Origin of the sequence: Streptomyces sp. NPDC088194 (genome assembly GCF_040702025.1) — a bacterium.
Taxonomy (GTDB): Bacteria; Actinomycetota; Actinomycetes; order Streptomycetales; family Streptomycetaceae; genus Actinacidiphila.
In genome coordinates this window covers 1-13,389 of the sequence record NZ_JBFBIV010000023.1, presented here as the reverse complement: position 1 = coordinate 13,389, position 13,389 = coordinate 1, and the positions used below count along the sequence as shown (strand labels likewise).

At 74.3% G+C, this 13,389-nt stretch carries 12 protein-coding genes and 1 pseudogene; 7 read left to right on the top strand and 6 right to left on the bottom strand.

The features are described 5' to 3' along the window. Positions 1 to 65 precede the first annotated feature (65 nt). The 4 genes and pseudogenes from AB0399_RS15020 to AB0399_RS15005 form a co-directional block, all read left to right on the top strand. Entirely contained in the window at positions 66 to 590 is a 525-nt protein-coding gene (locus AB0399_RS15020) for a class F sortase (RefSeq protein ID WP_366411546.1), read from the top strand. 95 nt (positions 591 to 685) lie between these two features. Then, positions 686 to 1,174, top strand: coding sequence for an RNA polymerase sigma factor (locus AB0399_RS15015; protein ID WP_329374573.1), 489 nt, complete (start codon positions 686 to 688; stop codon positions 1,172 to 1,174). Continuing rightward, complete coding sequence (locus AB0399_RS15010; RefSeq protein WP_366411545.1) at positions 1,158 to 2,228, top strand: DUF4232 domain-containing protein; 1,071 nt, start codon at positions 1,158 to 1,160, stop codon at positions 2,226 to 2,228. The genes AB0399_RS15015 and AB0399_RS15010 overlap by 17 nt, the downstream gene beginning before the upstream one ends. A gap of 571 nt (positions 2,229 to 2,799) precedes the next feature. Next, positions 2,800 to 3,789: pseudogene (locus AB0399_RS15005) on the top strand (PP2C family protein-serine/threonine phosphatase); the annotation flags it as partial. Positions 3,790 to 3,952: 163 nt separating this feature from the next. Here AB0399_RS15005 and AB0399_RS15000 read toward each other — a convergent pair. The 3 genes from AB0399_RS15000 to AB0399_RS14990 all read right to left on the bottom strand — a co-directional run bounded on the left by AB0399_RS15000 (position 3,953) and on the right by AB0399_RS14990 (position 7,187). Continuing rightward, positions 3,953 to 4,645 (bottom strand): ribonuclease H, encoded by a 693-nt coding sequence (locus AB0399_RS15000; protein WP_329373197.1) that lies wholly within the window; start codon positions 4,643 to 4,645, stop codon positions 3,953 to 3,955. A gap of 76 nt (positions 4,646 to 4,721) precedes the next feature. Continuing rightward, complete coding sequence (locus AB0399_RS14995) at positions 4,722 to 6,089, bottom strand: NAD(P)/FAD-dependent oxidoreductase (RefSeq protein ID WP_329373195.1); 1,368 nt, start codon at positions 6,087 to 6,089, stop codon at positions 4,722 to 4,724. A 135-nt stretch (positions 6,090 to 6,224) separates the two neighbouring features. Beyond that, positions 6,225 to 7,187 carry a zinc-binding alcohol dehydrogenase family protein gene (locus tag AB0399_RS14990; protein WP_366411544.1) on the bottom strand — a complete coding sequence of 321 codons (963 nt, stop codon included), beginning with the start codon at positions 7,185 to 7,187 and terminating at the stop codon, positions 6,225 to 6,227. A gap of 106 nt (positions 7,188 to 7,293) precedes the next feature. On the opposite strand from AB0399_RS14990, the gene AB0399_RS14985 reads away from it, so the two are divergent. Continuing rightward, the gene (locus tag AB0399_RS14985; RefSeq protein ID WP_366411543.1) at positions 7,294 to 7,797 is read left to right on the top strand and encodes a MarR family transcriptional regulator; all 504 of its coding nucleotides are present in this window, start codon (positions 7,294 to 7,296) and stop codon (positions 7,795 to 7,797) included. Between the two features lie 511 nt (positions 7,798 to 8,308). On the opposite strand, the gene AB0399_RS14980 is transcribed toward AB0399_RS14985, so the two are convergent. Further along, entirely contained in the window at positions 8,309 to 9,301 is a 993-nt protein-coding gene (locus AB0399_RS14980; RefSeq protein ID WP_366411542.1) for a zinc-binding dehydrogenase, read from the bottom strand. A 135-nt stretch (positions 9,302 to 9,436) separates the two neighbouring features. On the opposite strand from AB0399_RS14980, the gene AB0399_RS14975 reads away from it, so the two are divergent. Next, complete coding sequence (locus tag AB0399_RS14975; protein WP_366411541.1) at positions 9,437 to 10,165, top strand: ABATE domain-containing protein; 729 nt, start codon at positions 9,437 to 9,439, stop codon at positions 10,163 to 10,165. A gap of 287 nt (positions 10,166 to 10,452) precedes the next feature. Here the strand turns inward: AB0399_RS14975 and AB0399_RS14970 are convergent, their stop codons facing one another. After that, the gene (locus tag AB0399_RS14970) at positions 10,453 to 11,442 is read right to left on the bottom strand and encodes an aldo/keto reductase (protein ID WP_366411540.1); all 990 of its coding nucleotides are present in this window, start codon (positions 11,440 to 11,442) and stop codon (positions 10,453 to 10,455) included. A gap of 84 nt (positions 11,443 to 11,526) precedes the next feature. Beyond that, positions 11,527 to 12,114, bottom strand: coding sequence for a flavodoxin family protein (locus tag AB0399_RS14965; protein WP_366411539.1), 588 nt, complete (start codon positions 12,112 to 12,114; stop codon positions 11,527 to 11,529). Positions 12,115 to 12,358: 244 nt separating this feature from the next. Between AB0399_RS14965 and AB0399_RS14960 the strand changes: the two genes are divergently transcribed. After that, positions 12,359 to 13,087, top strand: coding sequence for a TetR/AcrR family transcriptional regulator (locus AB0399_RS14960; RefSeq protein ID WP_329373182.1), 729 nt, complete (start codon positions 12,359 to 12,361; stop codon positions 13,085 to 13,087). Positions 13,088 to 13,389 lie beyond the last annotated feature (302 nt).

Here is a 13,389-nt window from a genome sequence, read left to right as displayed (position 1 = left end):
GGTGTGCGTCGACCTCGCCCGCGCAGACGCCGTCCGGCGGCGGGTCGGTGGCCCCGACCACTTCCGTGTCGACGGACGACGCATCCGGCCCGTCCGCCAACGCGCCCGCCGCGTCCGCGCGCCCGATGGCACGCTCGGCGCCGTCGCGGCTGCGCATCCCCTCGATCGGCGTCGACACGACCGTCATGGCGCTGGGCCTGGCCGCCGACGGCGAGGTGAAGGTGCCGCCGATCGAGAAGGACGCGCCCGCGGGGTGGTTCGACGGCTCGCCGACCCCGGGCCAGCTCGGCCCCTCGGTGATCCTCGGCCACGTCACCGTCGGGTCGTACGGCGACGGGGTGTTCCTGCGCCTGGACAAGATCCGCAAGGGCGAGACCGTGTCGGTGGTCCGGGCGGACGGCTCGGTGGCGACCTTCGCCGTCGACCGGGTGCAGACCGTCGCCAAGTCGCATTTCCCGACATCCTCCGTCTACGGGAACGTGGACCGCCCCGAACTGCGTCTCATCACGTGCGGCGGGACCCGGATCAGCGGGGGCGGCGGCTACCCGGACAACGTGATCGTGTACGCCTCGCTGGTGTCCGGGTCGTGAACCCGATGGCGCCCGCCGGTCCGGCCGGCCTCACCGGGCCGGTACGGTCGGCTGGGCCCGCCGGGCCGTCACGACGACAAGCGAGGGGAGCGACCATCCGGTCTCAAGAGCGCGCGGCCTCCGAGCTGTTCGCGGCCCTGTACCCGCGGTTGGCGGGCTGGGTGCGCAAGCTGGTGGACGACGACGGGACCGCGCACGAGATCGCCTCCGAGGCGTTCACCAGGCTCTGGGCGCGCTGGACGAAGGTGGAGGAGCCCAGCGGCTTCCTCTACGTGACCGCGGCGAACCTGGTGCGCGACCACTGGCGCAAACTGGAGCGCGAGCGGCGCGCGCTGCGCCGGGTGAAGACGGAGGAAGCGGTGAAGCAGCAGCCGGAGGCGACCGACCCCACGGTGCGGATGCTGGTGCAGTCGCTGCCGGAGCGGCTGCGCGACCCGGCCCTGCTCTACTACTTCGCGGACCTGCCGGTCCGGGAGGTGGCGGCCCTGCTGGGCCGCAGGGAGGGCACCGTCAAGGCCGACCTGCACGCCGCCCGCGAACTGCTGCGCGCCAAGCTCGGGGAGCACCATGACCGGATTTCCTGACGGCCCCGCGGTTCCGGACGGGTCCGGGCCCCCCGAGGAGTCCGGCCCGCCCGGCACGTCCCGTGGCTCCGGCGGCTCCGGCGCTTCCGACGGCCCTGGCGGGCGCGTGGAGCGGGCAAACGGCTTCGACCGCCTCGGCGGCCTCGACGATCCCTCGGACGAATGGGCCGGCCGCGACATCGCCGGTGGCCGCGACGTCGACCGCGACCTCGACGACGGCCCGGGCCCGGGCCGCGACGACGGCACGGACCCCCTGGCGCGGCTGCTGCGGCCCGCGGGCGGCTATCTGTCCGCGCCGCCCGGCACCTTCGAGCGGGTCAGGCGCCGGGCCGCGCGGCGCCGCAGGGTACGGGCGCTGGCCGGCGGCACCGCGGTCGCCGCGGTCATCGCGGGCGCGCTGTTCGTCACCGGAGTGGTCACCCCCGACGGCGACAGGACGATCGGCCCGCCGGCCGACCACTCCCTGGCCAGCAGCGGCCCCGCGCCCTCCGGGCGGCCGACCGCCACGCCCTCCGAGCAGCGGGCCAGCGGCGGGAGCGGCACGCACACGCCCGCGGCGCCCACCTCGCCCACGCCGTCCGCCGGCGACACCGCGGGCGCCCCCGGCACGGTGCCCACCACGGCCCCGACGACGCCGGACACCAGCCCGCTGTGCACCGCCGCGCAGCTCACCGCGACCCTGGGCGGCGGCGACGCGGGCGCGGGCAACCTCTACCGCTACCTGGTGATCACCAACACCAGCGGGACGACCTGCCGCGTCGCGGGCTACCCGGGTCTGTCGATGCTCGACGCGAACGGCAAGCAGATCGGCCAACCCGCCACCCGCCGGAAGCTGAGCTACTCCCCCGTCGTCCTCAAGCCCGGCGGCAGCGCCAGCGACACCATCCACACGATCAACCAGCAGGGCACCTGCCTGGCCACGTCGGCCCAGCTCAAGATGTACCCGCCGGGCAGCAAGGCGTCGCTGAAGTTCACCGGGCAGATCACCGACTGCGACGACATGTTCGAGATCACCCCCTTCACCGCGGGCAAGACCGGCAACCCGCCCTCCTGAGCCCCCCGCGGTGTCCCTGCTGCGGCGCGCTCCCGCGAAGGGGCGCGCCGCAGCGGCACGCGGGAGGCCCGCGGCGTCATGTGGCGGCACGCGGCTTCGCGTCCACGCGCCCGGTGCGCGAAGCTTTGAAACAGGGCTCAATGCGGTAACGGCACGTGAGGACCGACAGGCCCGCCGGCCGCCCGGGGCCTAATCTGACGGTCGGGGAAGTGAGGTGAGCGAGCTGCGACGATTCCGGGCCGACCGCCGCCCTGCCCGCGAGCGCCCGCAGACCGTGCGGGGCGCCCGCCACCCGGCCGGACGCCTGTACGACGACGGCCGCGCCGCCGTCGGCGAGACCGACCGGGCGGACGACCTCGACGCGGCCGACCGCGCGACGGACCGCGCCCGCCGTACGGACCAGGTGGCCGCGACGGACGTCCTCGCCACGGACCACGCGGTCGGCGAGGACGACCCGGACCGCTTCGGCGATGAGGCGGACGACCTCGACGACTCGGGCAGCAGCCGCCTCCCGGTCGGCCTGGACCGCCCCTCCGCCCCCTTGCCCCTGACGGTGCTGCCGTACGCCGTGATGGCACTGGTCGCGCTGGTCGACGGGATCGGCGGGCAGAGCGTGGGCCTGCTGCCGCTGGTGGCGCTCGGCCCGGCCTTCGCCGGGCTGGTCGGCTCCTGGGTGCGTACGGCGGTGATCGGCGTGCTGGCGGTGGCCGTGGTCTGCGCGCTGGGCGCGGTCGACGGCCTGTTCGCCGAGCGGCGCGGGTTCGCCGCGATCGGCGCCGTCGTCGGGGTGACGGTCGCCGCGGTGATCGCCGCGGTCACCCGGCAGCGGCGCGAGGCGGAACTGGCGAACGTCCGGTCGATCGCCGAGGTCGCGCAGCGCGTGCTGCTGCGCCCGGTGCCGCGCAGCGCCGGCCATCTGCGGGCCGCCGTGTCGTACACCTCCGCGGTGACCGAGGCGCGGATCGGCGGGGACCTGTACGAGGTGGTGCCCACGCCCGCGGGGGTGCGGGTGATCATCGGCGACGTGCAGGGCAAGGGGCTGGAAGCGGTGGAGACGGCCGCGGTGGTGGTGGGCGCGTTCCGGGAGGCGGCACACGACGAGAAGACCCTGGAGGGCGTCGGCGAGCGGGTGCAGCGCGCCGCGGACCGCACGCTGCGCGGGGAGAAGTTCGTCACCGCGGTCATGGCGGAGATCGACCCGCGGGACGGCACCACGCTGCTGAACTTCGGCCACCCGCCGCCGATGGTGGTCCGCCCCGACGGGCGGGTCGACTTCCCCGAGCCGCCGGCGTACTCGCTGCCGCTGGGGCTGAGGATGCGCCAGGACGAGCCGCCGGTGCCGTTCGAGGTGGACTTCCGCCCCGGCGACCAGTTGCTGCTGTACACCGACGGCGTCACCGAGGCCCGTGACGCGTCCGGGGCGTTCTACCCGCTCGGCGAGCGGGCGCACCTGCTCGCCGACGACGACCCGCAGCAGGCCCTGGAGACACTGCGGGCGGACCTGATCGCCCACGCCGAGGGGCCGCTGCACGACGACGCGGCGATGCTGCTGCTGCGCTACCGGGACCCGAGGGCGCGTCCGGTGCCCGCGGCGACGCCGGACGCCGCGAGCGCCGGAACGGACGCCGCTTCCGGTTCCGCCGCGGGTTCGGGTCCCGGCTCGGAGCCCGGTTCTGCCGCAGGCCCCGGTTCTGCCGCAGGCCCCGGGTCCGGCCCCGACGGGGTCAGCGGCAGTCCGGGTGGCCCCAGCCGTCCTGGTTCTTCGTGATCGGCTCGCCGGCCGCGTAGGGGCGGCCGCAGCGGCACCGGCCGGGGTACTTCGCCTTCAAGGTGCGCACCGGCCCGCCGCCGGCCGGCTCGGCGGCGCCCTTCGTGGCGCGCGGGCCGGACCGCGCGGCGCCCTTGGCGGGCTTGCGGCTGCTCGCGGGCGCGGGCGGCGGCGCCGGGGAACCCTCGGCGCTGCCGGCGGGCTGCTGGGTGACGGCCGCCTGGCTGGCGGCGCGGTCGGCGAAGTCGTTGAGCCGGTCGCCGTCGACCTGGTGCGCGGGCACGTAGCGGAAGTCCACGGTGCGGCCGGTGAGCAGGGCGTCGATCCGGACCACCAGCTCCTGGTTGGCCACCGGCTTGCCCGCCGAGTTCTTCCAGCCGTTGCGCTTCCAGCCCGGCAGCCAGGTGGTGACGGCCTTCATCGCGTACTGGGAGTCCATCCGGATCTCCAGCGGTACCGCGGGGTCGGCGACGGTCAACAGCCGTTCCAGGGCGGTGAGTTCGGCGACGTTGTTGGTCGCGGTGCCCAGCGGCCCCGCCTCCCACCTCTCGGGCTCGCCGGAGCCGTCTGCCATGACCCAGGCCCAGCCGGCCGGACCCGGATTTCCTTTGGACGCGCCGTCACAGGCGGCGGTGATGCGGTCTGCCACGCTCCGATCATGCCACCTGGCGAGGGTGGCGCGGACCCCGGCCGGTCCCGGCGCCGTCACGCCGCCCTGGCGCCGGTCACTTCTGCTGGAGGTGCGCCGCCTCGGTGTGCTCGCGGACCTGCTCCGGCGTCAGGTACGCGTCGGTGTACTCGAAGTCGCGCAGCGAGGCCGGAGTGCGGGCGAGGAAGCCGGTCCGCACGAAGTCGTCCCCAGCGACCGCGTTGAGCAGCCAGTTCGTCATCACGCGGGTCTTCGCCACATTGGTGCGCAGCGCCGTCCAGTGGTAGCCGCGGGCGACGGCCTGGGCGGGCAGTCCGCGCAGCTCGACGCCGAGCGGCTTGGACACCGCGTCGCGGCCGCCGAGGTCCACGACGAGGCCGAGGTCCTTGTGCAGGTACGGCTGGAGCGGCTGGCCGCGCAGGGACGCGATGACGTTGTCCGCCACCTTGCGGCCCTGGCGCATGGCGTGCTGCGCGGTGGGCGGGCAGACCGCGGCCTCGTCGTCCTTCGTGAGGTCGGGCACGGCGGCGGCGTCGCCGAGGGCGAAGACCCCGGAGCGATCGGGCACCGACAGCTGCGCGCTCACCGCGAGGCGGCCGCGTACCGTCTCCGCGTCGAGCGTGGCGACCAGCGGGCTCGCGACGACGCCCGCGGTCCAGATCAGGGTGCGGCAGGGCAGCACCCGGCCGTCGGTGAAGGTGACCTCCTCCGGCCCGGCCTTGGCGATGGACACGCCGAGCGAGATGTCGATGCCGCGGTCCCGGAGGATCTTCTGCGCGCTGAGGCCGAGCTTGTCACCGAGTTCGGGCATCAGCTTCGGCGCGATGTCGATCAGGTGCCACTTGATCTGGCGCGGGTCCAGCCGCGGGTAGCGGGTCGCCGCGTTGCTGGTGAGGCGCTGCAGGCACGCGGCGGTCTCGGTGCCCGCGTATCCGCCGCCGACCACGACGAACTGCAGCCGCGAGGTGCGCTCGGCCTCGTCGTGGCTGGCGTCGGCGAGGTCCAGTTGCGAGATGACGTGGTCGCGGACGAACGCGGCCTCGGCGAGCGTCTTCATGCCCCGCGCGTTGTCCACCAGCCCGGGGATGTCGAAGGTGCGGGTGACGCTGCCGGGCGCCAGCACGATGTAGTCGTACGGCTCGTTGACGGTCTCGCCGGTGATCTTCCGGACCACGCAGACCTTGGCCTTGGTGTCCACGCCGATGGCGCCGCCGGGGATGATCCGGGTCCGGTACTTCTGGCTGCGGCGCAGTGACACCGCGATGGACTGCGGGGTGAGCATGCCGGAGGCGACCTGCGGCAGCAGCGGCAGGTAGAGCTGGTACGAGAACGGCGTCACGAGGGCGACATCCGCCTCGTCCGCGCCCAGTCTGCGCTCCAGCCGCCGTACGCACCCCACTCCGGCGAAACCCGCGCCCACCACGAGGATCTTCGGTCGTGCCACGATTGCCCTTCCCTTCTGCGGCCCGGCTGCTGTCCTTCGCCCTGCGCCTGCCCGCGGATCGCGGCCTCGCACTTCTGTCCTACCCCGCCGGCGGGTGGGCCGCCAGCGGAACGGCAGAGCCGGGCGGGACGCGCGCTACGCGGAGGCGGTCAGCACCACGCGGCGGCCCGGCTCGGTGGGGGCGGTCCAGGCGCGCTCGACCTCGGCGAGCGGCACCGGCTGCGCCGCGGCGGTGAGCGTGCCCGCGGCGAGTTGCTCCATCAGGGACGGAAGTTCGGCGACGATGCCGGCCGCGGTGAGGGACCCCTGGCCGCTGCCCATGATCCGCAGGTTCGCCGCGCGGAGCACGAACGACGGCAGGGTGATGTCCGGCCCGGCCATGGACCCGATCTGAATCCAGTCGAGCGCCGCGCTGCGCTCGGTCCGGCGGGTGAGCAGGGCGGGGATGGCCAGTTGGGTGGGGGCGCCCCAGGTGTAGTCGATGACGACGTCGACATCGGCGGCGGCCTCGCCCAGCCGGCCGGCGGCCTCCTCCGGATCTCCGGTCAGCGGGACCACCGTGGTCGCGCCGAGGCCGGCGAGCATCGCCAGCCGCTCGGGGTCCCGCCCGGCGGCGACGACGTGCGCCGCGCCGAGGTGGCGGGCGATCTGTACGGCCATCTGCCCGGCGTTGCCGGTCGCGCCGAGCACCAGCACGCTCTGCCCGGGTTTGAAGGCGACCCGGCGGCGCAGCGCCACCCACGAGGACATGGCCGGGTTCATCGCGGCCGCGATCACCACCGGGTCGGCGTCCTCGGGCAGCGGGACGGCGCGGCGCGGATCGAGGACGGCCTGCTCGGCCATGGTGCCGGGCGCGTCGTCGTCGGCCACGAAGTACACCCGCCGGCCGTCGGGCAGCCGCCCCACCGCGTCCACGCCGGGGACCATCGGCAGGCGGCCGTCGCTGGTGTAGTGGGTGCCGTTCGCGCCGGAGCGGACCCGGGGGTGCAGCCCGGCGGCGAGCACGTCCACGAGCACCTGGTCACCGGCCGGGTCGGGGGTGGCGAACTCCTCGTAGCGGGGCGGGTGGTCGAACGAGCGGACGACGGCGGCGCGCATGGCGGCTCCTTCGGACGGGGCGGATCAGAGGTCCGCCCACGGCATTAGTACGTGGCACCAACCAAATTAGTTGGTGTCACGTACTACGTCAAGCTACGATGACCGCATGTCCGACGACGCCGCGCCGACCACCGAGTCCGCACCCGCATCCGCCTCCCCCTCCGGGCCCGATGCGACCGATGTGGCCGATGTGGCCGATGTGGGGATCGCGGACGGCCTGGCGCAGCTCTCCTTCCTGGTCCAGGGCGTGCTGGGGAAGGTCGCGGCCGAGTACGGGCTGTCGGTGATCCAGCTCCGCCTGCTCGGCGTGCTGCGCGACCGGGAACCCGGCATGCAGGCGCTCGCCCGGCACCTGGGTCTGGACAAGTCGAGCATGACCGGTCTGGTCGACCGGGCCGAGCGGCGCGGCCTCGTCCGCCGCACCACCTCGCCCCACGACGGGCGCGCCGTCCTGGTGTCGCTCACCGCGGAGGGCCACGAGCTGGCCCGCACGGGCGCCGCCGACGCGAGCCGCCGCATCCACGCCCTGACCGCGCACCTCACCGACGCGCAGCGCACGCAGCTCTCCCTGCTCACCAGCGCGGTCCTGGCCGGCCACTCGACGATCTGACCGAGCCTCCGGCCGCTCCCACCGCCCCCTGACGCCGCCCCGCCACCACGTACGGGTCCGGCCCGCGCGGGAGTTGGCGGCAGAGGCGCACCCGGGTCCGGGTCCTGCGGCTCAAGCCCGCTCGGCTCGGGACGGACCGGCGGGCCCGGGATGCCCGATCAGGACCGCCGACCCCTGAGCTGCTGCGCTCCCGGGATTGCGCCCTTGGGTTACCACCCGCGACGGTGGCGCGCGTCGCCACCGACCCGTAGGGGCTGCCGCTTTGTCGCGTCCGGACCACCGGCCGGTTGCCGGTTGCTCGCGCGGTTCCCCGCGCCCCGAGCGGTGAACGCCTTCCGGGGCAACGGCTCGCCCGGGGAGGGGAGGACGTCCTTCTGGTTTCCGGGATCTCGCGGTCCCCCGGCGGCTTGTCGCCGGGGTACTCCTCTGCGACAAGCGCCCCACCGACAGGTGGTCCCGGAGCCGGCGGCAGCAGGCGACTCCCGGGGGCGGGGCGTTCACCGCCCCCGGTTCACGGCTGGGCGGTGAGCACGATCTTGCCGCGGCTGGCGCGCTCTTCGAGGCGTTCGTGGGCGCGCGCGGCCTGGTCGAGGGGGAAGGTGGCCTCCACGGGCACCCGGTAGGTGCCGGCCGCCACACCGGCGGCGATCTCCCGCAGGTCGGGGCGGGGGTCGTAGCCGTGCTCGATCAGGCCGGTGAGCTGGAAGCCGTGGACGGAGCCGTTCTTCGGATAGAAGTCGCGGGTGTCGACGGTACTGGGCCGCAGCGCCACGTTCGCCAGGGCGACGACGCGTCCGGCGAAGCCGATCTGGCGCAGGCTCTGCGCGAAGACGTCCCCGCCGACGGCGTCGAGGACCACGTCGGCGCCGCGTCCTTCGGTCAGGCGCAGCACCTCCTCGACCGCGGCGTCACCCGGGAAGGCCGAGGTGTCGACGGTGTCGTGAGCGCCGAATCCGGCCGCCCAGCCGACCTTCTCGGCGCTTCGGGCGGCGGCGATGACGCGGGCGCCGGCGTGCGCGGCGATCTGCACCGCCGCGCTGCCCACACCACTGCCGGCGGCCTGGACGACGACGGTCTCGCCCTTCCGGAGCCGCGCCAGCCGGTGCAGGCAGTACCAGGCGGTGACCCAGGCGATCGGGAGCCCGGCGGCGGCCTGGACGTCGACGCCGTCGGGCAGCGGGACCACGCGGGCGGCGGGCACGACGGCGAGTTCGGCGTAGAACCCGGGGGTGGACGCGCCCAGGGCCATCACGCGCCGGCCGGGCGCGAGGTCCTCGACGCCCTCCCCAACGGCGGCGACCGTGCCCGCCGCCTCCAGGCCGAGGACCAGCGGGAGCGGGCGGGCGCGGTGGTAGGTGCCGGCCCGGGCGAGGGCGTCGGCGCGGTTGACGCCGGCGGCCTCGACCCGGACCAGCACCTCGCCGGGGCCCGGCACCGGGTCGGGCATCTCCACCGGGGTGAGGACGTCCGGGCCGCCGAAGGTGTCGATCCGTACCGCGCGCATGGGCCACCTGTCTCGTGTCGGTCCCTCCCGGCGTCGGCTCGGCGCCGGTCAGGTCTGCCGGGCCGGGGCGGCGCCGGTGAAGTGGTCCCACTGTGCGACACCGCTTCAACGAGTGTCAACTGCTACCGTCGTGTCATGGCGGCGACGGATGCGGCAACAGGTACGGCGGGTACGACGGCGGGCCCGGCGGGTGCGGCCGGCTCGGCCGGCGCGGCGAGCGGTGAGAGCGGACCGGGCTTCCGCTTCGTGGGCGGCCGGGTCTGCCTGGACTTCGTGGCCACCCTCGGCAAGCGTCACACGGACCCGGTGGAGCGGCTGCCCGAACCGGCGGCGCTGGCACGGTGGTTCGGCGAGGCCGGGCTGCTGCCGCCCGGCGCGGCGGTACCGCAGGTCGGAGCGGCGGGGCTCACCCAGGCGAGGGTGCTGCGGGAGGCGCTGAACCGTCTGGTGCGCGCGGCGATGGACGGCCGGCCGTACGGCCGTACGGACATCGCGGTCGTCAACCGGGTGGCCGTGCTGCCGGACCTGGCCCCGCAGCTCGCGGACGGCGACCGGACCGGCGCCGGCGGCCCGGAGGTGCGCTGGCAGCACCGCGGACCGGTGGCGGGGGCGGCACTGGCCACGGTGGCGCGGGACGGCGTCCTCCTGCTGGGCGGCCCGGAGGCGGCCCGGGTCAAGGAGTGCGGCAACCCGGCGTGCTCGCTGCTGTTCGTGGACGACTCGCAGGCGCGGCGGCGGCGCTGGTGCTCGATGGACCGCTGCGGCAACCTCGCGAAGGTCGCCGGCTACCGGGCCCGGGCCCGCCGTAAGGACGCGGCGGCGCCGGCGGGCGGCGCCGGACCGGAAGCGGACCTTGCGAGGTGACGAAGGACCGTCCGCCGGCCCCTCCGGACGGGATCGGGCCGGCCCGGGGGTGGCGCCGGGTGTGCCCCGAAGCCGCCACATGTTGATGGCTTGACCGCTCCACTGCGCTGACCTTCTGCGTCGCCAAGGCCGCGACGGCGCGTTCGTCGTGCTCGCCCGGCCTTCCGTGCGCGCGTCAGCCCGTACGCACCCGAACGCGCTCGCACGACACGGTCCGCCTCGCCCCCGCCGCCCTGCGCCGATCCCACCGGAGCCGACCCGAATGGCGTCCGTCCCGGGGTGGATCATCAGATCCAGGTGGGCACGTGCCCCTCGGTGTAGCGGGCGCCGAAGCCGCCCAGAGGCAGGATCTCGTCGATGGCCGTGAGGTCCGCGTCGGCGAGGGTGAGGTCGGCGGCGGCGGCGTTCTCCTCGATGCGCGACGGGCTGCGGGAGCCGGGGATCGGCACGATGTGCTCGCCCCGGGTCAGGAGCCAGGCCAGGGCCAGTTGGGAGACGGTGGCACCCTTTGCCGCCGCGAGCTCGGCGAGCCGGTCGACGGCTTCGACGTTCTTATCGAAGTTGCCCGGCTGCCAGCGAGGGTCGACGTTGCGGATGTCGGTGGCTTCGTACTGGCCGGCGGGTTTGGCGGTGCCGGTGATGAACCCGCGGCCCAGGGGAGAGTAGGCGACGAAGCCGATACCGAGTTCGTCCAGGGTGGGGAAGAGCTGCTCGACGTCCCGTTCGAACAGGGAGTACTCGGTCTGAAGGACGGAAACCGGCTGCACGGCGTGCGCCTTGCGGATCGTCTCCGGGCCCGCCTCGCTGAGGCCGAAGTACCTCACCTTGCCCGCGTCGATCAGCTCCTTGACGGTGCCCGCGACCTCCTCGACGGGCACCTCGGGGTCGACGCGGTGCTGGTAGAAGACGTCGATGTGATCCACGCCGAGGTAGCGCAGGCTGTTGTCGGCGACCTTGCGGATGTTGTCGGGCCGGCTGTTGAGGGCGCCGCCGATCCGCTCGGGAGGCACGGACATGTCGACGCCGAACTTGGTGGCCAGGACCACGTCGTCGCGAAAGTCCCTGACCGCCTTGCCGACCAGGATCTCGTTCGATCCGGTGCCCCAGCCGTACATCTCGGCGGTGTCGAAGAAGGTGATGCCCAGGTCGTAGGCGCGGCGGAGGGCGGCGACGCCGGCCGCCTCGTCGGTGGGTCCGTAGGCCATCGTCAGGCCCATCGAGCCGTAGCCGATCGCCGAGACCTCAAGGCCCTGGCTGCCCAGTGGCCGGTGCTGCATGACGGACTCCTTCGAAGAGATCTGAAAGGTGGTTCTTCCACCGGCGCAGGGTGAAGCTGCCGGGGCGGTGCGCGGACCGTCGCGTCAGTGCGCCGCGGCGGTCAGTCCGGCGCGGTGGATGCGGGTGTGCTCGGCGACGCGTCGGCCGAGGTGGCGAGCGGTGTTCAGGTCCGCGTCGTGGACCGCGGGGGTGTCGTTGAAACTCTGTGCGCCGGCCCCGAGGTAGAAGCCGAGGCGGTTGTCGTCCTGGGGGCTGGATGTGGTGGTGTTCCAGCCCGGCAGGAGGTTCAGGCTCACCCACAGCATTCCGTGCTGGGCCGCCAGGAGCGAGAGGTACTGCAGGGTGTGCAGCTTGTCGCCGCTCATGGAGCCGGAGTTGGTGAATCCCGCCGCGAGCTTGTCGCTCCAGGCGCGGGTCATCCACCGCTTGCTGCTGGCCTCGGCGAAGGCGTGGAACGCCCCCGACGCGCTGCCCATGTAGGTGGGGGTGCCGAAGATGATGGCGTCCGCAGCGTCCATCAGTTCCCAGTCGGCGTCGCCGAGGGAGGCGACGTCCACGCGGTGGACGTGCGTCCCGGCGACGGAGCGTGCGCCGTCCGCGACGGCCGTGGCGATCTGCGCGGTGTGGCCGTAGCCGGAATGCGACGCGATGACGATCGAGATATCGGACATGGGTGTTCCTCTCCTGCCGCGACGGCGGCGTGTTCGGTGGTGGTGCCGGCGGACGACGACGAGCTGCCCGCTGCGGCGGTCGGCCGCACTGCTCCACGGGCGGGGGACCGACGGCCCCGGTCGGGGTGCGCGCATGCCCGGGCCCCACCGGCCGGTGCCGAGCGGCATCAGCGTGGATCGCCGTTCCGCTTGAAACAGTAGCACCGATAAGGCAGCGATACGAAAAATGGGATATCGTTGTTCCATGAACGAGGGACGACGCGCCGCGCGGCGCCAGGTACTGCAGGTGGCCGCCAAGCTTTTGGAGGAGGGCGGCAGCGAAGCGGTCTCCACACGCGCCGTCGCCGCAGCCGCGGGCATCACGGCCCCCGCGCTCTACCGGATGTTCGACGACAAGGACGGACTCCTGGCCGAGCTTGCCGCCTACGGGTTCGAGATGTACCTGGCCGAGAAACGGGAGGCGCTGGCGCTGACCCCCGACGACCCGGTCGCCGACCTCTACCGCGGCTGGGACCTGCACGTCGACTTCGGACTGCGGCACCCCGCGTTCTACATGCTCATGTACGGCACCGTGCAGCCCGGGCGGCGGCCCCCGGCCGCGGACGAGGCGCACGCCCTGCTGGTGAGGCTGCTGGGCCGGGCAGCCGACGCCGGGCGCCTTCGGGTTCCGGTGGAGCAGGCGACCCGCGTCATCCACGCGGCGACAACGGGTGCGACGCTGGCGCTGATCGGCGAAGAGTCCGCGGAGCGGGACCTGACCACTTCGGCACGGCTGCGGGACACCGTCATCGCCTCGGTCACCACGGACCCGCCCGCCTCACCCGGCTCGGACCTGGCCTCACGCGCACTCGCCCTCGATGCCGCACTTCAGACGGCGCTCACCACCGGGCCCTCAGCCGCGGGCGCCGGGGTACCTCTGCGAGACACGGAGACGGCTCTGCTGCGCGAATGGCTACAGCACCTCGCAGGCTGAACCGGCCGCCCGCCCCTCCGTCCGCGACGGAACGCCACAGATCACCGGTTCCGACACAGCTGCTCACTCCCGAAGGATGCGAGGACGCCCCGATCCTGGGCAGGGAAAGGCGTCGCCAGCGTCTGCGCCGCTGAAGCCACGCCACCAAGCGGGCAACGCGCCGGCGGCTTTTGGGCTTGCCTCGGCGCTGCCCCGGCCTGGACGGCGTGCCGAACCGCGTGCGGTCCCCCGTGTCCTCGCGCCGCCGTGCGCCCTCGCTCCGTGGGCGCCGGCGCCCGACGGCGTTCAGGGCGGCCGCGGGT

Excerpts from the sequence above, each read along its gene's own strand:
- AB0399_RS15010 (WP_366411545.1), top strand. The coding sequence starts at position 1,158 with ATGACCGGATTTCCTGACGGCCCCGCGGTTCCGGACGGGTCCGGGCCC.
- AB0399_RS14990 (WP_366411544.1), bottom strand. The coding sequence starts at position 7,187 with ATGCGCGCCGCCGTCGTCCGCTCGTTCGACCACCCGCCCCGCTACGAG.
- AB0399_RS14985 (WP_366411543.1), top strand. The coding sequence starts at position 7,294 with ATGTCCGACGACGCCGCGCCGACCACCGAGTCCGCACCCGCATCCGCC.
- AB0399_RS14980 (WP_366411542.1), bottom strand. The coding sequence starts at position 9,301 with ATGCGCGCGGTACGGATCGACACCTTCGGCGGCCCGGACGTCCTCACC.
- AB0399_RS14975 (WP_366411541.1), top strand. The coding sequence starts at position 9,437 with ATGGCGGCGACGGATGCGGCAACAGGTACGGCGGGTACGACGGCGGGC.
- AB0399_RS14970 (WP_366411540.1), bottom strand. The coding sequence starts at position 11,442 with ATGCAGCACCGGCCACTGGGCAGCCAGGGCCTTGAGGTCTCGGCGATC.
- AB0399_RS14965 (WP_366411539.1), bottom strand. The coding sequence starts at position 12,114 with ATGTCCGATATCTCGATCGTCATCGCGTCGCATTCCGGCTACGGCCAC.
- AB0399_RS14960 (WP_329373182.1), top strand. The coding sequence starts at position 12,359 with ATGAACGAGGGACGACGCGCCGCGCGGCGCCAGGTACTGCAGGTGGCC.